Below are 20758 nucleotides of genomic sequence, written 5' to 3' on the forward strand. Positions count from 1 at the left end.
AAGAGATTATATTGTAAAGAAACGGTTTGTTTTGCCGAATCATTTCATTCTCACTTTAATTTAAAACCTTTTCGAATCCAAACCGCGGCATCCATTAAAGGTTCTCTTGCAGCGGGAATTTTTCCGGCCAAATTAACGAAGCCGTGAATAAGTGCGCCATAAACTTTTGCTTCGACTCCGACATTGGCCTTTCTTAATAAGTCGACATAGGCAAAATTCTCGTCTTGGAGCGGATCAAACCCGGCAATTTGAATGTAAGTAAGAGGAGTTCCGGAGAATGAGGATAGTCTGAGCGGAGTTGCAAGCGAATTTAAACAATCGTTTGCATTTGCGAAGCTATGCTTTTTAAAATATCTGAGGAGATCCCTGGTTAAACCATAACCTTTTTCGAATTCTTCGATGCTCTTTCTTTCTTGCGACAGATCTATCCATGGATAGAATAAAATCTGAAAAATAGGAGCAGTTATCTTGTCTTTCTTTGCCCTCGTCGAGATCGAGATCGCTAAATTCCCGCCTGCAGAATCTCCACCGACTGCAACTTTCTTAGGATCCAATCCTACAGCTTTCCCGCTACTTCGTACCCATTTATAAGCCGAATATGCGTCTTCCCAAGAAGCCGGAAATGCATGCTCCGGAGCGAGTCTATAATCGACGGCGAGAATAGCACAACCCGTTAAACGACTGAGATATCGCAATGCATGGTCATGGGTTTCTAAACTTCCGATAACGAAACCCCCGCCGTGATAGTAGATAAGGCAGGGCAGAAGTTCGGAACGATCACTAGAAGAATACAAACGTACCGGGACCCTCCCCGAAACGCCTGCAATCGTAAAATCCTCGACACGGGCGATCTCTGCCTTGGGCAGGTCGAAGAGGGATACGATAAATTCAAATAGGGTTCTTGCCTGAACGGGCGGGAGATTTTCTAGCCTTGGTTTGATTTTGGCTAGTAATAAAGCCGCTTTGACTTTAGGATCTAGGACCCGCTCTCTCTTAACATCTTCTCCGAAGGCTCGAAGTACTTCATTTGGCAATGCCATCAATGACCTTGCCGCTATAGTCTCAAACTTTTGCCAAAGCACCTTTTTTATTTCTTCCTAAAACCTTGTGATCGTTTCCGTTTAAACTACCCAATTTCGACGAAGTCTTATGTTGGGCTTTCGCTTCAATTGGAAGTCGATTTCCAGCTTTTGATGCACGGACTTTACCAGATTTCAATTCTTTTTGCATATAGTAGAGAAAATCTTCAAAATCAACCTGCATCGTATGCCTTGCCGATGCAACGTATCGTTTTCTCATTGCGTCTTCGTACTTAGCAATTTGCTTTTGCATTTCCGGAACGCTAGGAAGCCGATAATTTCCCGCAAGGTATTCGGCGATCCATTTTCCCTGGAATTCGGCTAACGGCATAATTGCGCCCAGAGGTTGATAAAGTCCGATAAAGAATAAATTATTTAATCCGGGCTTGAATGTTCTATGAAAGAGAGGTAAATGATTGTCTTGAACATCGATAAAATTAGGGTCAAAGAACGGAAATTTTACATTATAACCGGTGCAATAAATCACCGCATCTATTTCCTCTTCCGAATTATCTGCGAATCTGATCTTACTTCCTTTAAACTCCTGGATTATGGGCTTATATATGATATCTCCTCTGCCTAGTCTGACTAGAATATCTTGAGAGATAGTAGGATGCGCTTCTCCCGGATTATGATCGGGCTTTGGCAGTCCAAAATCTTCCATTTTACCGACTCCCAATTTTAAGATAAATCCTAGTACCATCCTTTTTAGCCAGAAGGGTGTTCCGGGAGGAATTAGTTGAGTGGATTTATCTAGAGGCTTTCCAAATAGATAATTAGGAATTACCCACGCGCCTCTTCTAGAGCATAGAAAAACTTTCTTACATACTCCGGGGCGACTCAATTCGACGGAAATATCCATCGCGCTATTTCCCATTCCGAGAATGACTACTCTCTTACCGACGAGTTGAATCGGATGTTCGGGGTCAACGTAATCATGGGAATGTATAATCTTACCGTTAAACTTTCCAGGAAAGTTCGGCTCCGGCCAGCGCGGCGACCAGTGGTGTCCATTGGCGACTATTATTGCATCGTAATATTTTTTCTGCTCTTTCTCGGTGGTGACTAAGTATGTTCCGTCCTCTTGCGGTTCGACCTTCTTAACACCGTTTTTGAACGAGATGTTTTTCCGGAGACCGAAATGACTCACATAGTCTAAGAAATATTTTTGTATCGGCTCATGGTTTGGATATTCCGGATACCAGGGTGGCATCGGATAGTCGCGATATTCCATGCGATCGCGATGAGTATTGATATGTAAAGATTTGTAAATATTGCTAATTCCATTGTCATTATTGAAACGCCAATTCCCGCCTATATCGCTTCCTTTTTCATAGCAGTGGTAGGGAATTCCTTTATCTTGTAAAGATTTACATACCGTAATTCCGCTAGAGCCGGCACCAATCACACAAACTTTAGGTAAATCCACCATGACCGTTCTCCCTTTCCATAGAATGATTGTTAAAAAATGAGATTTAAGTAAAGATCTCATTTCACTATCAGTCAAGTAGGAAAATGAATTGAGTTAATAATTCAAATCGCTTAGTCCGAATCGTATGAAAGACGAAAAGAAAACAAATGTTCATTTTAACGTTAATTGTATTATAATCGATTCAGATTTTGGCAGAAGCGTATAGACGTTGCATTAAGTCAAAAAGACGAACGGTATTAGTAATGGAATCCGGAAAACGGTGAACAAGTGAGGACGCGTCGGGAATAGACCAATATATTATAAAATATTTATGTATATATCGATCAGGTTGCTGCGGAATTCAAAGATTAAATCTTTAGAATGATATCATTTAGTTAACTGTGCAGGTGTCGGAGGGGTTCTTTCGTTCATACTAATGCTCTTTACATTCCTCATGATAAAGAGTTAAGTAATCAAACGCATAAAATATCGGTGGGAAGCAGGGAATGATTCCTTTCTATGGAGTCGCTTCCAAAATGTTGGGAATGACTCAAAAACTCTAAATTGGACGAATCGGATTATATTCTGAAAGGTATCGCGGAGGAGATAGGTCGAGGAGAAGCCCTTCGACCTACTCTTGTGGCAAGGACCGATCTTCAGGTTTCGGTCCTAGTAATTTTAGATCCTAATCGTGTAACCGATATTATAAAAGAATATAAAATGAGCTATATGCTGTTGTTGATAATGCTCGATTAAACCCCTCCGTACGAATTCGTTCGGCGCGATGGCAGAGAGATAATCAACGATATATTCATTCTTATACCCGTAGACTTTGGAAGGATCCGTCGTCTTACCGTCGTTCGGGTTTGTATCGGGATAAACCCCGCTGCTAGGAGTATACGTGGAGTTGTCTACTAACGCAGGTGTCGCTCTAAACATTGCGTTTGCCGCGAAAAAAAACTTTCCATAATCGAATTGCAATCTAGGGCTTATATCGCTAATTCCCTTTTTCCGATCGATATTATCGTTCACATCGGCGTATCCGACGACTAGACTAGGAGTTATTCGAAATGTTTCTCCTTTAAAAAATTCATGGCTAAGCGAGAGTCGATAGTTATGAGTTCCTTGAAAGATTCCACCATAATCGTTTAACATTTTATTATTAGCGGAAAGCTGAGGATTGAGCCACTCAAGAAACGGAGGACGCCATCCTATGACCCAATATCCTCTCATCACATAGACGGGGTCATTGGCGTTTATGAACAAAAATCCCGCCGAAAAAGCGCCCAATTTCGTTTCATGTTCGTACATAGCTCTGGTAAAAAGATAATCGAATAAGCCGTTCTTTTCTTTTCGAGTTTTTACCTGGTTTGGATCATATTGCAAAGTTCCGGTCGCGAGAGATTGGTTGATCAAATAACTTTGATCCGGTCCTCCCGGCGTCGATTGAACAAAGTTATCGGCGTCCGTGTTGGATCGATCCACTAACGGATTCATCATGGTCATACCTAGTTTGAACTGCTTCGGTAGGCCTAATAAATCGATGCTAGTTGTTAGAAAGTAAGCTTGATAAAAATCCTTATATTTAGTTCCGTTTCTTCTTGCTTGTCTTTCACCGAATAAATCCACCCCCTGAAACGCACCGTCGTTAGAGACGGATTGTGAAAAAAGTAAGGAATGTTCAGGTAAAGCTTCGGCAGGCGAGGGCTTTTTTACTGCTCCCGTCGGAACACTTTCATCGGTCGTGAACTCGGCCGGGCCTTCCTTTGAATCAGGAGAAATCTGTTTGATTTTATTTTTTCGAATTCGATAAATTACACCGTCTTTATCGATGATCTCGATTTCCGTATCAGTTTCTTTTTCGATCGTCACCCTTTCGAAAGTACGACCGCTGGTGGTTAGAACCGTTACGGCTTCCAAGTCGATTAAAAACGGAACAAATAAGAATAGAGCCGTTGTTAAGTACCGATGTTTTATGCTCATATGACAAGGCTTTGAGAAACGTTTTTAAATTCAATTCAGATAATTAAGTTAGTTAACTATCAATGATTAAAATGTATCCCTTTTTTTGTTTATAATTTAATAAAAAAAAATAACTTTTTACTAAAACTGTAGTCAAAGCCCGTTACTGAGAAAATTATTCCGCATTATTATGAATCATCCAAACCTCGCCTCTTCTTCGTTATTTAGAACTTCCTGTTTTTATGCGGGTCATTGGAACTCTTGGCCAAATACGATTTCGGTATTCGATCCGGCTACAGAAACCGAGATAGGGACCGTTCCGGACCTTCCGCGAGAGGAAGTAAAAAGGGCTATCGAATTTGCTGAAATAGAACAAAAAAGATGGTCCAAGACTACCGGCAAAGAACGGGCTAAGCTCCTCCGCACCTGGGCAGATCTAATGATCCTTCATAAGGAAGATCTTGCCAAAATTATGACATGGGAACAAGGGAAGCCTCTATCGGAATCGAGAGGAGAAATTGACTATGCAGCTTCGTTCTTGGAATGGTTTGGCGAAGAAGCAAAGAGAACCTACGGCGATATAATCCCTACACATCGTAAGGAGCTTCGTCTTCTCGCCTGGAAAGAGCCTGTCGGTGTCTCGGGGATTTTGACTCCTTGGAATTTTCCGAGCGCAATGATTACAAGGAAGGCCGGACCTGCGCTTGCCGCCGGATGCGTCGTCATCGCGAAGCCGTCCGAACTTACTCCGTTTTCCACACTAGCATTGGTAGCTCTTGCACAGGAGGCCGGTTTTCCGCCTGGCGCCATTCAAGTCGTAACAGGTCAGCCGGAACATATCGCCGACGAATTCTTGGAAAATCCGATCGTGCGTAAGATCAGTTTTACAGGCTCTACGAGAGTGGGAAAAATTCTTTTAGAAAAGGCAGCGCGAAGTGTTAAGAGAGTTTCGTTAGAGCTCGGAGGAAATGCCCCTTTCATCGTTTTTGCCGATGCCAATTTAAAGGAAGCCGTTAAAGGGGCTATTCTCTCTAAATTCAGAAACACAGGACAGACCTGCGTTTGCACAAATCGAATTCTAGTGGAAGCTCCCGTTGCAGCGGAATTTTCTAAACTTCTCGCGGAAGAAGCGAGTAAACTAAAGGTTGGGAACGGCTTTGACGAAGATGTAAAACAAGGCCCTCTCATTAACTCCGCAGCATTGATGAAAATGCGTAAGCATGTCGAGGATGCTTTGGCACGCGGAGGCAAATTGCTATCAGGCGGAAACCCTCATAAATTAGGCGGCAATTTCCATGAACCTACGGTGATTTCAAACGTTTCCGAATCATCTCTTTGTTTCCAGGAGGAGACTTTCGGACCTCTTGCTCCCATATTGCATTTTAAAACTGAAGAAGAGGCGTTAAGAATCGTTAATTCGAGTAAAGTGGGCTTGGCATCCTATTTGTATACGACGGATCCGGCTAGAATTTGGCGCGTCAGCGAATCGATCGAGGCAGGAATGGTTTCGGTAAACGAAGGTTTGCTTTCAACCGAGCAAGTCCCGTTCGGAGGTATAAAAGAATCCGGTCTTGGAAGAGAAGGTTCTAAATACGGAATAGAAGAATACCAAGAGCTAAAATATATCTGCTGGGGTGGACAGGGCTAAATCTGACGAGCCCATTTTTGAATCGGATCGATTTTGTTATTTTTTTCCTTAAATATCCGTCTATCATTCGATACTCTTTGGCCACAGTTTCTATTTTGCAGCATTCGCTGCGAAGATTAACGGTATCTTACTGTAGGACATCCGACAAAGGCATCGAATAAAAAACTATTTTCCTTGACGATCGTTGTTTTAATCTAATTCTTTTTAGGCTACCCTTCTTTATGGACCAAATTTATCTTAATTTTTATTTTTTCGGTTCCCTGCTTGCTTCCCTCTTTGCGTTATATGTCTCTCTCTTTTTTCTCACCATTAAAGATCGAAGTAAAGCTGCGTTTCACTTGGGGATTTCTTCCCTAGCCACGTTTGTCTTTCATCTTGGATATGTTATAGGCTTCGTATCCTATGAAGAATGGTCTATCTTTCATCGATGGATCGTCATTCCTACTCCGATGATAGGCTATACGCAGCTGTTAATTTTCTTCTTTTACTTTCCGCAACCAAAGAGATTGAAACTCGGACTGTCAGTATATGCCGTGCTCTACCTGGGAGTAATCCTAACGACGGGATTCTATATAATCGCTTCCCTTCAGTCGGTTCGAACTTTCGTAATGGGAAGTCATTACTGGGACTTCGAAACCCATCTTTTCTATAAACTCTTTTCGCTTCTAGTTCTAATTTATAACGTATCATTCTTAGTCGCCGGAATTTGGAGGGCTATCAGCGAAAAGGGGAAAGAACGCCGCTCGGTCATCTATATTATGCTTTCTTACTGCGTAATTACTATACTCCCGGGTATTGCGAACGCGCTTAGTCGAGACGGTTCGATTTCCAGAGCAGTCTATCAACAAGTCGCCGATTTAGGATTGGTTACAGGACTATTTTTGATACTGGTCGTTTATGTAAATACGACTAAGGAAAGAACAACGATCTTGAGTCGTATCGTAGGAATAACGATGGCGACTTTCCTGCTCGTCTTTCAGTTAGTGGGATACGCGGTATTAAACGGCTATGAATCTTCTTTCGATCAAATAAAAATAAGAGAGACCAAACTTGTCGTAATGGATAAGGAGAAGCCGGAAGGTTTCGCATACGAAATTTCGTACGACCCTGGTGACGACAAATTTGAAATCGAACAAGGAGCGAAAGATTCCCGGTTCGTGGCCGAAGATAAACTCGAAATCCGATTCTTTCATTTTAGTAACCTTCTGACGAATTTAGGAACTCTTCCTGCCGGGCAACGTTGGGAGAAATCGAAATCAATTTTGAAGGACGCGCCGAAGGAATTTTACGGATATCAGGAAGCTATTCGACAATTTCTCTCAAGTAAAAAAGAAGAAGAAGTTTCGGACGCCGAGATGATTTCCTTCTTTCATACATTACGAAAGAAACTTTCCATAATACGAAGTAAATTCTCCCATCTTCCGAAGAAAAATGACCAGGCTGCAATTAGCAAACTCTTTCAATCGGAAGAGATCGGACTTTCGGAAATGCTTGGAAAAGTAAAATCAAGGATAAGCGACGAGATTGAAAGAGGAAAATCCGAAGCCGAAATTTCCACTCTGACTCTATCTTCTTTAGCGGTGATTCGCGACGCGGGAGAACGGATTTATCGTGGAACAAAATTTTATAATGTAGGCGATCAAAAACCCGTTTTCTACGTCGCTTATTATTTCGTTCACCCAAAAAACGGGAAAATTTACGAGGTAGGATTCCAATATAAGACGCTTAGAGCATTCTTGCATGAGCCGTCTCTGGTTCTTGTCGCCTCTTTGATCGCCGTAATCCTGATCGTATCGATCGGGTTTAGATTCTTTTTTCAATACGCTCTAATCGTTCCGATGGACGAGGTTGTAGTCGGATTAACGGAGGTGAATTCCGGAAATCTCGATTATCGTCTTACACCGAGGGTCGAGGATGAGATAGGCTTTATCGCCCGTTCATTTAACAGAATGGCAAGATCCATTCAGGCCGCGAGAAAGCGACTCGAGCAGTATGCGAACGAACTAGAGGAAAAAGTAAAAGAAAGAACGAAAGAGCTCGAACAGACTTTAGGTGAAGTGCGAGAATTAAAGCAGCAGCAGGACGGAGACTATTTCTTAACCTCTCTTTTGATCAAGCCGTTAGGTTCAAATAAAGCCATTCAAGAAAACGTGAAAGTGGACTTTTTGATGGAGCAAAAGAAAAAGTTTACGTTCCGTCGCTATAAAGATGAAATTGGAGGAGATCTAAATATCTCCAACCATATCGAACTGCAAGAACGGTCATATACGGTTTTTCTAAACGCCGACGCGATGGGTAAGTCCATGCAAGGAGCAGGTGGTGCCTTGGTTTTAGGCGCCGTCTTTGAGTCGATCATCGAGAGAACTAGAATTGTGGAGTCTATGCGTGCGCAGTCTCCGGAGAGGTGGCTAAAAAACGCCTTCACAGAATTACATAAAGTCTTTGAAAGTTTTGACGGATCGATGTTGGTCTCATCCGTCATCGGTTTAATCGACGACGAAATCGGTGTCCTCTATTTTATTAATGCCGAACATCCGTGGACCGTACTTTATCGTGACGGCATCGCTAGTTTTATCGAAGACGAATTAATGTTTCGTAAATTAGGTACGACTGGAATGGAAGGGCGAATCTTCATTAAAACCTTCCAATTGGAACCGGGAGATGTGATAATCGCCGGTTCGGACGGACGGGATGATATTTTGATCGGGACCGACGCCGAGGGTGGAAGAATCATCAATGATGATGAACGCCTGTTTCTAAGGCTAGTCGAAGAAGCCAAGGGCGATTTAAAAGAAATTTATAATGGAATCCTTCGCAAAGGTCATCTCACGGACGATTTATCTTTGATTAGATTGTCGTTTAAGGAAGCCGACCCGGAACAGCGCCGTATGGAAGAGGAGCAGAAGGAGAAAGTTAGAGAACTTCTCAAGAAGGCTAAGGACACTTCTCAAAATAAGGAAATCGACGAGGCTATATCATTTTTAGAGCAGGCTGAATCCTTAAACAGTAGGATTCCGGAAGTAAAAAAGAATTTTATTCGTTTGTTTCTAAAAATGAAAAATTACTCTAAAGCGGCTCGTTATGCTGAAGATTATCTGAATATAAAACCTGTTGATAAGGAAATCCTATACGTAGCATCCTTTGCGGCGAGAAAAGCGGGACAACTCAGAAAAGCGCTAGATTTCGGAGAGCGACTACTTTTGCGAGAGCCGGATCATCTTAAAAACCTAATGAATCTGGCTCAAGTCTACATCGCTTTGAAAAATTATGACCGTGCGATGGTAATGACTCATTCAGCGTTGCGATTGGATCCAGATAACGAAGCGATTTTGAAAACTAGAGACGTACTTCGAAAATACATAGATCGTAAACCGAAATCGGGCGAGAATCTCGATAATAGAGAATCTTAATTCTCCAAAAGAATAGGATGAATTAAAACCTCGGATTTGATCGAATTTCCGATAAAGCAGCTTTTATGCGATAGCTCGTGCAGTAGTTTTAATTCCTCTTCGGTCGGAACGTTTTCTTTTGAAAATTTGGTTTTCGGATGAATATCGATTTTTATGACGGATTGCTTTCCTTCTGGATTTTTATCTAACGTGGAAACCGCCAGGTCCTCGTATTCGAGAACTACGTATTTACGCTTTGCTGCCACGGCAAGAAACGTAAGCATATGACAGCTAGAGAGGGCTGCAGCTATCATTTCTTCAGGATTTGCGAACTCGGCTTTTCCATAAGTAGAGGGGGTCGAAGAGCCTTGAATTTCTTGACCTCCGTCAAAGAGAATGGAATGAGTACGATCATAGACTTCATATTTAAATTCCTCTTGCCCCTTTTTCCAGATTAGGTGGATGCGATGCTCTGACATTCTTAGCTCCATATGTTTTTTCTAAAATACGCCTAAATAGTACTGTCTTTCTTTAAATTGCGGCAGATTTTCCATTAATCGATGAATAAAAAGTGTCGATTTCTTCCAAAAATACAATTCTAAATTCATATTATCAGATCGTAAAAGCTTTATGAAGAGAAACGAAAATAATGTTATGTCGACTCAAATGGGTGCGGATAGGATCGCTGCGACCGGCCCGATCACAATTAACCGGATCCGCTTTGGATTAATTTTTCTTTATTTTGCATCGATCGCAATCGGATATAAACTGAGTACGGTTTTTCAGAATTCGATGTATATTGGCGGAACCTCCGTCATGGTATTGTATACTATTTACTCTTTTTATAAAAACCGATTTGGAGGAGGAGTTTCTCCTTTTCTCGGGCGACTATTCATCCTATTCGACGTAATCGTGCTGACATTAGTCATGATAGGTGCAACCTGGGAGGATCCGTTAAAAGCCTCGGTCGTCATCAGACAAATCGTTCTCTTTACGATATATGTGATTTACATTATATATTCCGGACTGCTACTTTCCCCTTCTTTCGTTATCTGGACGGGCATCCTGGCGGCGATTTCCCAAATAATAGTTATTTTTAACGCAAAACTTACAGGCGTGATTTTTACCGAAGATCCAAAAATCGTAAATTTACCAGGCTATGCTCCGGTTTCAGAGCAATTCACAAAAATCGCCTTCTTATTAGTGGTCGTCTTCATTGTTAGAACTTTGATTTCAATCTTTACCAAATTGAAGAGTGCAGAAGAGGAAAAGGCAGCGGCGATCGAAAAATCCAGGGCCGATTTGGAAGAAGGAAAACTTAAAATGACCCAGTCTGCCCTTTCTTTAAGGGAGAATTCGAAGAAGCTTAGGGATTTCTCGGAGGAACTTTCCGAAGTTGTCTCCAATCATGCGGCTTCGTTTGAAGAAATTAGCTCTACAATGGAGGAGTTCCTGGCTCAGACGGAGCATTCTGCAGGAACCGTTAAAGACCAATTTTATAGGATCGAGGGGCTATTGGGTGAAAGTAGAAATCTTCACACTTTAATCGATAGGATTTCGGGCCACTCCATAGATTTAAATAAGAATATGGAAATCGTGTTAGAGGCCGGAAAGACAGTAAGTAAGTTCGTTGAAGCCCTGCGTCTTTCGTTGGATTCTTTGGGGAGCTCGTTCCGATCGGTAGGTGAGGTGAATCAAATCATGTCCGACGTAGCCGATAGAACAAATCTTCTTTCCTTGAACGCTTCCATTGAGGCCGCAAGGGCCGGTGTCGCGGGCAGAGGATTTGCAGTAGTGGCAACAGAAGTTTCCAAGCTTGCCGAAAGTAGTTCAGAAAATGCCGATAGAATTTCGAAAATTATCGGTGAAAGCACGAGCCATGTGCAGGAGGGGCAAAGATCGGTTATAACTGCAACAAGCAAAGTGGAAGAGCAAGAGTCTCTATTCCGAAATTTTTTGGAACGATTTGCACAATTGAACGATCTACTGAGCGAACAAAAAACCGTGAATAGCCGCTTCCTCGAAAGTTTAAGCGCGCTTCGAAACCTTTCGTCGGAAATCGAAACCGCATCGAAGGAACAAGCCTCCGGTTCGGGCTCGATTATGAAGGCCGTTTCAACACTTCAATCTTCGATGGATTCACTATTGAATAAAAGCGAACTTCTTGTGGAAACGATACGGATTTTGGAAAAAGAAGCAGAAACGTTAACCTCTCAAGATTAAACCACGTTTAGCGAAGTTTTTTTCTCTCTTACTTCCAAATGAATATTTTTATTCTGAAACAATTCAGCAAAACCGAACGGGTCTTATCTTGATTTTAATCGAAGATGAGCTTCGGTGTTTAACAGGAAAACTCTTGATTTTTATATTTAAAAAGTTAGAAACGTTGCTCCATGTTATACTTTGATTCCTGGGCGATTTCCACTCTCATTTGCTGCATATTCACCTTCACTATCTTTGCATTTCTTGCTACTCTCAAGAATAAGGCCAAATACACGGCCGCATTTTCGGTTTTATTTCTATGGGTTTTTTTGATCAATTTTGGATTTTTGATTTCCGCTCTTTTTCCTTATCCTGAAGCGGCCTATCATCGGCTCTTAACCGGTCCTGGCGCAGCATTCGGAACGCTATTCTTGTGCGTCTTTTCATATCTTTACCCTCGAAACGATAAACCCAAGGAGGCTAAAATTGTTTTGAGCATAATGGTTGTTCTTGCGTTGTCGGTTGTCTCTTACTCGTATTATCAAATTTTGACGAGCAGACCGATCTTCGATTTTCAAGGACAGATTTATACATACCCGGCAGGCGTAGGCGGCTTGCTCGCACTCGTTATGATAGCCTTTTTGCTGATAATGATCGTTATTCAAGTTCGAAAGATCAAGGCCAGCAAAGCGGAGGAAAAGAAAGCATTAACTCAAATGTCCGTGGCGATGGTTTTAACGTATTTAGTTCCGATCATCTCGAACTTTCTATTAAGAGAAGGTTATATTAAGTTTCACATATTCCAGCAATTGTATGTCGGATTCATGATACTCGGTTATTTTTCGCTGACGATCGTCTTTATAAACAATACCGTAGATAAAACATCTTTTATGACTAAAATCGTGGGGATTACTGTGGTAACAAGCCTGGTATTCGCTCAAGGGTTCTCGACGGTTCTGAATTTACGGAATGAATCATTATTCGATCAAATCAGCTTAAAAGAGGCGCTGTCTTTCGTTTCTACAGGAAGAGCCGACGGAACGGCGATCGCGTACGTGATTTCAATTTCCGAAGAATCTAAGAAACCGAAGATTCTATTAGCGAGAGACGGTTATGAACCGAACCCTAATATAGCGGCGACGGAGATAGCTAAAATCAAAACTACGGAAACTTTTCTAAAAAGAATTCCGACCATCAATATACCTAAAACACCGCAAGGAAAAGAAAGATATGTACCTAAACCGTCCGATCTATTCTATTCCTATTATATTGAAGATACGCAACAGGGAAGAATTTTACAAGTCGCGTTTCCCTATATGCATTATAGAAGCTTTCTAGACGAGACGAATCGATGGATCGCAATTCTAACCTTATTTTTGGTGATCGTTATTCTTACCCTTTTTCCGATCTTCTTCAATCGAAGTTTGGTAAGGCCCTTGAACACTCTCATAAAAGGAGTGGGCGAAGTCAATTTAGGCAATCTTTACGTTAAAATCCCCGTCCTTGTCCAGGACGAAATCGGTTATTTAAGCGATGCTTTTAATAATATGGTTCAAAACATTCTAGAGGGAAGAACAAAGCTGGAAGAATATGCCGATACGCTGGAGGAAAAAGTAGAATCAAGAACGAAAGAAGTCACCGAAAAGATGGAAGAGATTCAATCGTTAAAGGTACAGCAGGACGGGGACTATTATCTGACTTCCCTGTTGAGTCGGCCTTTAATGACGAATTGGAATAAGTCGCAGATTATTAGTACGAATTTTTATATTGAACAAAAAAAGAAATTCACCTTTAAAAACAAGGAATCCGAATTAGGTGGAGATATTTGTATCACCGGTAATCTGCTATTCGGAGACGATAAGGATCGCTGGATCGTCTTCATTAACGGTGATGCCATGGGAAAATCCATGCAAGGCGCGGGGGGAGCCATTGTTCTCGGTACCGCGATGAATAATATAATGGCTCGATCCGCAAGCAAAGGAAGAATTTTGGATACCAGTCCTGAGGATTGGATTACCGATACGTATCGCGAACTTGATGACATATTTAGAACCTTCGACGGCGTGATGATGGCGTCGGTGATTCTAGGTTTAATCAATGAAAGCACGGGTAAAATGTTATATTTTAATGCTGAACATCCTTGGACCGTTTTATATCGGGATGGCGTAGCTTCTTTCTTAGAAAAGGAGCTCACTTTGCGAAAATTAGGTTCTCCTTCCGAAATGAGCTTTAAGATTTTAGAATGTAATCTCTCCCCTGGGGACGTAATATATGTCGGGTCGGACGGGCGAGACGACATTAATCTCCCGAATGAAGGCAACTCGTGGACGATGAACGAGGATGAAACCGTATTTTTACGGGTGGTCGAGACTGCAAAGGGAGATCTTGACTCGGTAGTAAATCAGATTCATAAATTAGGAGCCTTATCCGACGATTTATCTTTGATTAGAATCGGTTATCGGGAGTCTACTGTTTCGGTCGTATCGGAATCGAAACAATCGTATCCTGATTTGGCAGTCAGAAAATTTTCGGAAGCAAAAGCTTTGGTCCTGCAACATGAAATTTCGACCGCAATAATTCTATTAGAGGAAGCGATTAAGTTAGCGCCGTCTTTCAAGGAGGCGATTCGATTACTCGGTCAAATTTATTATGATAAAAAGGAATATGAAGTTGCCGCTAAGTGGCTGGAAATTTATCTCGATGTCGAGTCGGATTCTCCGAACATTTGGTTTTTGCTTTCCATCTGCTACAAGCATCTCAAGGAATATTCGCTCGCAACCGGTGCTGCCGAAAAAGTTCGCTTATCCCAACCACATAGGTTGGCCAATTTGGTTAACCTGAGCGATAATTATCGTCTGCTCGGAAGGTGGGAAGAGGCACGGACCACATTGGAAACTGCCCTTGCTATAGATAAGGAAGGCCCAGGTGTGCAGAAATTGAATGAGCTGCTCAAATCCAGAGGCTACTGAGGAATTTTAGGTTGTGGAATGGGCCTTTTTGCAATGTGCTGTCAAAAGGACCCTCTAGGGACGCAGGTTCGACTCGCTGTCCTCAGGATGGAAGCCCATATGACTCCGGCATAGCGCGATCGCGCGAAGAAGTTCGGAGAATTTCGTCTCATTCGATACAAAACGGGCTTTTTCTAGAGGATCTTAAGGTAGATTCGAGGTACCATAGAATGGCCAATTTATACTACGATCAGGACACTGACATTTCCGTTCTTAAAGGAAAGACAATCGCCGTAATCGGTTACGGTAGTCAAGGGCACGCTCAAGCCCAGAACATGAAAGATTCGGGCCTGAAAGTGATCATCGGACTAAAAGAAGGGTCCAAGTCTAAAAAAGACGCTCAGGAAGCGGGTTTTGAAGTTTATTCAGTTGCGGAAGCCGCAAAAAAAGCGGACATCATTCAAATCCTGGCTCCAGACGAAATTCAAGCCGATATCTATAAAGCCGACATCGAACCTAACCTAAAGAAAGGAGACGCTCTCGTTTTCTCTCATGGATTTAACATACATTACGAATTTATACAGCCGCCCAAGGATGTGGACGTTTACATGGTCGCTCCTAAAGGTCCCGGACATTTGGTACGTAGAGTGTATGTCGAAGGCGGTGGAGTTCCTTGCTTAATAGCAGTCAATCATGACGCGACTGGAGATGCGAAGAAGCGCGCATTAGCACATGCGGCAGGTGTAGGCGGCGGACGGGCCGGAATTTTGGAAACTTCTTTCAGAGAAGAAACGGAAACCGATTTGTTCGGGGAACAAGTTGTTCTTTGCGGCGGTCTGTCTAATTTGATCATGGCCGGTTTTGAAACTCTGACCGAAGCCGGATACGATCCCGAAATCGCATACTTTGAATGCTTACATGAAGTGAAGTTGATAACCGACTTGATTTATGAAGGCGGTTTAGCTCGTATGCGCTATTCCATTTCAGGAACTGCGGAATACGGAGATTACGTTTCCGGACCGAGAATTATCGATGCGAGCGTCAAAGCTCGTATGAAAGACGTATTGAACGATATTCAAAAAGATAAAGGCGCTAAATTCGCAAAAGCGTGGATTGCCGAAACTAAAGCCGGATATCCTGAATTCAATAAAATGCGAGAAAAGAACGCCGGTCACCCTATTGAAACTGTCGGAAAGAAACTTCGTAGCATGATGAAGTGGCTTGGAAAATAATTTTTTCCTACTGAACTTAGATGAAAGGCCGGATTTACTCCGGCCTTTTTATTTAGCGGTGATCTTTTTCCGTTCTCGTAAAAGTCCAAGCCCACCAAATAAATAAAAATTGAAACGGCAGGCGAACGATTGTGACCCATAATTTCGGATTATCCGACTTCCAAGCATCCAAAAACATCTGAATATTTGCGGGATATACGGCAATCAGCAAAAGAATGATACCCCATGCAGCAGGCTTGCGAGTGAATTTAGGGATTAAGAATATTCCCAATAAAATTTCGACGATGCCGCTTATAATGATTACTTCCGAATGAAACGGAATATAAGGAGGCATCATTTTTAGATAAAAGGCCGGATTTAAAAAATGGAGAGAACCCGCTACAATGTAAAAGAATGCCATGATATAAAGGAGAGTTGTTTTCATATTTTAATTCTCGGATTTAGATGACCTTATTATTTAGAGATTAATCTATTTCAAGGAACGGATTGAATTTGACCTAAGGAATTGGAAAAAATTCCCCAAATAATCCCTTTTATCCGTAATTTTGATCGTATAAAGCGCCCTACCTAAGGCAAAAAAATAATGACAAACCATTAGTTTTTGCTACTTTGAGACCCACTCAAGCCAGGAGGCTCGGATTGAAATCCTTAATTTCAGTAATCGGAATCTCTCTTTTTCTGTTTTCTACGGATGTATTTGCACAGAGAAGGTTCGGTCTCATTTTCGGCTCTAATTATAAAGGGAATAAGGCGGGTATCCCCGAGTTAAACCTTTGTGAAGCCGATGCAACGTACCTACATGACGAAATCAAGCGCGTAGGAAAATTCGATGATATTAGAATTATCCTAGGAAAAGACGTAACTAAGGATAATATTCAAAAAGAAATCAAAGCCCTTGCTTCGCGAGCAAAGTCTAGCGATACTGTGTTTCTGTATTTTTCAGGCCACGGAGCATTTCAGAGGGACGCAAACGCGAAGAACGGGATGCGAAACTACATCATATGTTACGACCGTCCTCATCTCAGCGACGACGAACTAAATGATTACCTCAGCGACGTTAAATCGCCGAAAACCGTTTTCGTATTTGACTGCTGTTTCTCAGGTGGAATCGCTAAAAAAGGAAGAGCGACTCGAGGTGCAGCGCCTGTTCCGATTCCGCAAGGAAGTGATGGAACCGTTCGCCAGGATCCTCAGGACTTTTATTTTCAGGACAAGGCGATCATCTCGTCGGCTGATGACAATCAAACTGCCATCGAAGTTGGCGGCAACATCAATCACGGGATCTTCACTTATACTTTCGGAAAGGCCCTTTCGACTGCAGATTTAAATCAGGACCATGTAGTTACTGCATTGGAGGCCTTTTTCGTTTCGAGAGACGACACCGTCGCGATGGCTAAAAAATTCGATCACGACCAAGTTCCTCAAGTCTCAGGAAATGCTTCGGGTATTTTGCTTGCAGGAGAAAAGAAACCGGAACCGCCTCCTACAGTCGAGCCTACAAAGCCACCCGTAACGCCGACTCCTACTCCGGATGTTGATCCTCCGAAAGTTGATCCGGTAGTGCCGGTCGTTACTCCGCAAGAACCTCCGGTCGTTCCCACGAACCTGAAAGGCGACCTCGTAATTAAAACGACGATCATTCAAGACAGAGCCTATGGACTTTCTGATCTTCCACCGGATATTCGCTTATCAACGGGTAAAAAAAGACAAGGTAGCCGTGCGGTGAAAGTTTTGATCGATGATAAGGAATATGAAACCAAAATCAGTGCAGAGTCGTCCGTTTACTGGGGTGCCGTTAAGAAGATGGGCAAATTAGTTCCTGGAGCGATTTATACCCTGACTTTGAAGGACCTTCCTGCGGGGGTTCATAAAGTGACAATTCAGGCAGATGATTATCCTGAAGTGCAAAAGACTCAGGCGGTGATTCCGAACAAGAAGAACGAACTAGAGGTCATCGCTTCGATGACGGGCTTCGGAGCTATTCGCGGTAAGGTATTCTACCAAACCCTGGATAATCCGGTGTTGAACCAGCCGATTTATATGCCTACAATTTCGAGCGTTTCCGGAATTCAGAAACTCAATACCGACCAAAATGGAAATTTTTGGTTCACGAATCTCAAGCCTGGCGAGTACGAAATTAAGGCTTCCTTTGCGGAGGATCTGAATTTGAACAATTCGAATTTAGTGGTTAAAGAAGGCGAAGTAACTGCAGTAGACGTTATTTTGAACGTCAAGCTTCCTTCGACTAAGACCAAATATTGATTTCGGAGATTTTTACTCTATAAATGTTGAAAAGCCTTCTCCAAGGAAGGCTTTTCAATTATTGGACGGGTTTCAATCTTTCTGGAATCTCTGCCACTGCTTGGAATTTATTCTTCGTTTTCGAATTTCAACTAGCTTTTTTAGCTGCTTAGTGTCCAGTAAGCTACCAGCCTTTAAGCCGTAAGCGGGTAAGGCTGTATCGTTGGTTAGATTGGCGAAGGTTTTGCCTATTTTGGCAAAGGAACTCCGGAGATCCGGATCCATTTCCGAATATATCATAAATCGCCTCCGTGCGACCCTTTTCGGGGGATAAAGAAAGAAGGTCCGTTTTTCCGTCCTTGGAAAGGAAGCCTTCTCCCAAACTATACTTCGGGGCATTCGCAAAATACTTGAGGTTTTTTTTTCTTGTACGATAAGAAAGTACTAGGTAAAAACGGTTAAAATGCTGATTCGTCTGGAAAATCGAACAGGCCGGAGATCGGGTAGGTACGTCGTTTACGAGTACGGTACGGATCTATTTGGCTACGTCTATGTGGATAAATTCCGCGGTAAAGACAGGGGTCGAATGGTCTCCAGATGGGTCATGAACGATCTCGGCTCATTGGTTCGCCTACTGGATCACGAACTATATCGTCGAGAGTCGGAAAACTACGAAAACGTTTCAGCAGCAGTATGAGTATTTCAACTCGGATGTTTTCCGTCGAACGGAGAATTTCCCGTATATCTCTCCTTCTCCTACGCGAGGAAAAAAAATTACGTCTGCTATCTTCATTAAGGCTTCTCGCGTTCGGTGCCTTTCTTATCTGGATTTTCGCCGCTTACATAATTCGGGTTTCTTCCGAAATTTACTATCTGCCATCCCTGTTTTTTCTTTGGGCTTTTTATCGCCTTCTTGCAGTTTATCAAGCGCGAAGGGATAAATCGAAGCGTCTGGAGGTTTGGCGCGGGCTTGTCGAACGTCAAAAAGCAAGATTGTCTTTGAACGCAGACGGTTATCCGAAATTGAAACGGGAGATCTACCGGGAAATTTCGATGGAACGGGATCTACCTTCTTGGACCAAAGATTTGGACTTTCTTGGTGAGAAAGGTATTTTTGCCAGGATTGATACGACCTCCACCCTTGCCGGGTACTCCAAATTTCTCGGATACTTTTTAGATCCCGATCTAACGTCAGCTGTTCGCGAAAGGCAAGGCAGCGTTTCCGCTCTCTCGGGACGATCTGCAGTATTGCAGAAGATTTTGCGTCACTTCGGATTGTACGAAGCATCTATCCCGACCGAAAAGGAAATTAAAGAAGAAGCTCTTCCGTCCTATATTCCTTCGATTTTACGTTACGATAAAAATAGACAAGTTCCGGAAGAGGTTTCCCCTCCCGCCGGATTATTCAAGGAAGAACCGAAGGAATTTTGGAAACGAGCCCTAGCATATCAAGGAAGATGGATTCGTTTCATTTTTCCTTTTTGGATCGCGTTCGTATGGGTTGCCGTTCTTGTAGGTCTTTTTTTAGGGAAAACCTGGGGCTTCGGTTTTTTCTTATTAAACTTGGGGCTTTTTGGAATTTATAGAAATATATCCTTAGAGTTGATCTCACCTTTGGCTCAGCAGGCGGAAACGTTACCCGAACTAGGGAAATTATTAAGATACGTTTTAAGATCGAAAGTAGTCGGAACTTCCGGTAAGGAATTACTGAAGAATTGGACAGATGCAGAATTTATTCGATGCTGGAAAGAACTTCGGAAAATCGCGGATAGAGCTTCATACTCGCAAGCGCCATTACCGCATAGTGTCTTAAATTTCCTTTTTCTATTCGATTTATGGTTTTGGAAACGATATGACAAATGGTGGGAAGAGTGGGGGAAAAAAATTATCCCCGCTTTCGAAGAACTTTGCGAACTAGATTCTTTACTGCCGCTCGCTAACTTGCGATGGATCGAACCTACTTTTACCTTTCCGACTATATTAAAAGAATCAGATGGGAAAAAAATAGAGGCAAAGGATTTGGTACATCCGCTGATTCACGCAGAAAAGAGAATTCCAAATAATTTAGAACCTGTCGCACCGGGAGATTTGCTCCTTTTAACGGGCTCTAATATGTCCGGAAAAACGACCTACTTACGTTCGGTTGGCATTTGCGGAATTTTATCTATGGCCGGCGGGCCGGTTCCGGCTTCCTACTTTTCTACCCCTCTTTTAAAAGTTCACTCGAGTATTCGAAATGAGGATTCGGTAGATGAAGGCATTTCTTTCTTTTACGCCGAAGTGAGAAGATTGGCAAAAATTCTAACCGAAGTTTCGGATTCAAAATCGGAGCATTTGGTTCTTTTGGATGAAATCCTAAAGGGAACCAATTCTCGAGAAAGAACTCTAGCCTGCAAAGGGATTCTTAAAAGTCTAAAAAGCTCCCGAGTATTCGGTATCGTAACGACGCATGACCTCGAGCTAGCTAGCTTAGACGGACTTGTGCTACGCCATTTCCGAGAGGAAATTAAAGACGGCAAGATGAGTTTCGATTATCGAATTCGCCCCGGCATCGTTCAATCTAGTAATGCCTTGGAAGTTTTAAAATTAGAAGGGCTGGATTTAGATTTCAACTAATCCGTTTTGGAATTAAGTCTACCGACTGTG

Annotated in this window: 14 protein-coding genes; 8 read left to right on the forward strand and 6 right to left on the reverse strand. The window is 42.4% G+C overall.

Annotation, left to right across the window (positions count from 1 at the left end; translation table 11 throughout):
• Positions 1-50: 50 nt before the first annotated feature.
• From LEP1GSC050_RS12735 to LEP1GSC050_RS12745, 3 genes are all read right to left on the reverse strand, one after another.
• A complete protein-coding gene (locus tag LEP1GSC050_RS12735; protein WP_040911336.1) occupies positions 51-1082 on the reverse strand; it encodes an alpha/beta hydrolase in 1032 nt (343 codons plus the stop codon).
• Complete coding sequence (locus LEP1GSC050_RS12740; RefSeq protein ID WP_010571592.1) at positions 1063-2511, reverse strand: flavin-containing monooxygenase; 1449 nt, start codon at positions 2509-2511, stop codon at positions 1063-1065. The genes LEP1GSC050_RS12735 and LEP1GSC050_RS12740 overlap by 20 nt, the downstream gene beginning before the upstream one ends.
• Positions 2512-3168: 657 nt before the next feature.
• Positions 3169-4473, reverse strand: coding sequence for a hypothetical protein (locus LEP1GSC050_RS12745; protein ID WP_010571593.1), 1305 nt, complete (start codon positions 4471-4473; stop codon positions 3169-3171).
• Positions 4474-4642: 169 nt separating this feature from the next.
• On the opposite strand from LEP1GSC050_RS12745, the gene LEP1GSC050_RS12750 reads away from it, so the two are divergent.
• Both LEP1GSC050_RS12750 and LEP1GSC050_RS12755 read left to right on the forward strand, forming a co-directional pair.
• On the forward strand, positions 4643-6100 hold the full coding sequence (locus LEP1GSC050_RS12750) for an NAD-dependent succinate-semialdehyde dehydrogenase (RefSeq protein WP_010571594.1): 1458 nt from the start codon (positions 4643-4645) through the stop codon (positions 6098-6100).
• A 221-nt stretch (positions 6101-6321) separates the two neighbouring features.
• Positions 6322-9510, forward strand: coding sequence for a PP2C family protein-serine/threonine phosphatase (locus LEP1GSC050_RS12755; protein WP_010571595.1), 3189 nt, complete (start codon positions 6322-6324; stop codon positions 9508-9510).
• On the opposite strand, the gene LEP1GSC050_RS12760 is transcribed toward LEP1GSC050_RS12755, so the two are convergent.
• The gene (locus LEP1GSC050_RS12760) at positions 9507-9968 is read right to left on the reverse strand and encodes an OsmC family protein (protein WP_020987442.1); all 462 of its coding nucleotides are present in this window, start codon (positions 9966-9968) and stop codon (positions 9507-9509) included. The genes LEP1GSC050_RS12755 and LEP1GSC050_RS12760 overlap by 4 nt on opposite strands.
• A 175-nt stretch (positions 9969-10143) precedes the next feature.
• On the opposite strand from LEP1GSC050_RS12760, the gene LEP1GSC050_RS12765 reads away from it, so the two are divergent.
• The 3 genes from LEP1GSC050_RS12765 (at position 10144) to ilvC (ending at position 15871) form a co-directional block, all read left to right on the forward strand.
• Positions 10144-11712, forward strand: coding sequence for a methyl-accepting chemotaxis protein (locus tag LEP1GSC050_RS12765; protein WP_010571597.1), 1569 nt, complete (start codon positions 10144-10146; stop codon positions 11710-11712).
• 170 nt (positions 11713-11882) lie between these two features.
• A complete protein-coding gene (locus tag LEP1GSC050_RS12770) occupies positions 11883-14660 on the forward strand; it encodes a SpoIIE family protein phosphatase (protein WP_010571598.1) in 2778 nt (925 codons plus the stop codon).
• 209 nt (positions 14661-14869) lie between these two features.
• Entirely contained in the window at positions 14870-15871 is a 1002-nt protein-coding gene (ilvC, locus tag LEP1GSC050_RS12775) for a ketol-acid reductoisomerase (RefSeq protein WP_010571599.1), read from the forward strand.
• A 52-nt stretch (positions 15872-15923) separates the two neighbouring features.
• Here ilvC and LEP1GSC050_RS12780 read toward each other — a convergent pair whose 3' ends face one another.
• Positions 15924-16295: a DoxX family protein gene (locus LEP1GSC050_RS12780; RefSeq protein WP_010571600.1), complete on the reverse strand. Its 372-nt coding sequence runs from the start codon at positions 16293-16295 to the stop codon at positions 15924-15926.
• A gap of 215 nt (positions 16296-16510) precedes the next feature.
• Here LEP1GSC050_RS12780 and LEP1GSC050_RS12785 point away from each other — a divergent pair, with 215 nt between their 5' ends.
• Entirely contained in the window at positions 16511-18133 is a 1623-nt protein-coding gene (locus LEP1GSC050_RS12785) for a caspase family protein (protein ID WP_010571601.1), read from the forward strand.
• Between the two features lie 72 nt (positions 18134-18205).
• Here the strand turns inward: LEP1GSC050_RS12785 and LEP1GSC050_RS20670 are convergent, their stop codons facing one another.
• Positions 18206-18412 (reverse strand): hypothetical protein, encoded by a 207-nt coding sequence (locus tag LEP1GSC050_RS20670; protein ID WP_084695337.1) that lies wholly within the window; start codon positions 18410-18412, stop codon positions 18206-18208.
• Between the two features lie 163 nt (positions 18413-18575).
• Between LEP1GSC050_RS20670 and LEP1GSC050_RS12795 the strand changes: the two genes are divergently transcribed.
• Together LEP1GSC050_RS12795 and LEP1GSC050_RS12800 are read left to right on the forward strand one after the other, a co-directional pair.
• Positions 18576-18809, forward strand: a complete 234-nt coding sequence (locus LEP1GSC050_RS12795) for a hypothetical protein (RefSeq protein WP_010571603.1) — start codon at positions 18576-18578, stop codon at positions 18807-18809.
• Positions 18806-20728 (forward strand): MutS-related protein, encoded by a 1923-nt coding sequence (locus LEP1GSC050_RS12800; RefSeq protein ID WP_040911338.1) that lies wholly within the window; start codon positions 18806-18808, stop codon positions 20726-20728. Before LEP1GSC050_RS12795 ends, LEP1GSC050_RS12800 begins: the two co-directional genes overlap by 4 nt.
• The last annotated feature ends 30 nt before the right edge of the window (positions 20729-20758 follow it).

This window comes from Leptospira broomii serovar Hurstbridge str. 5399 (assembly GCF_000243715.2).
Taxonomy (GTDB): Bacteria; Spirochaetota; Leptospiria; order Leptospirales; family Leptospiraceae; genus Leptospira_B; species Leptospira_B broomii.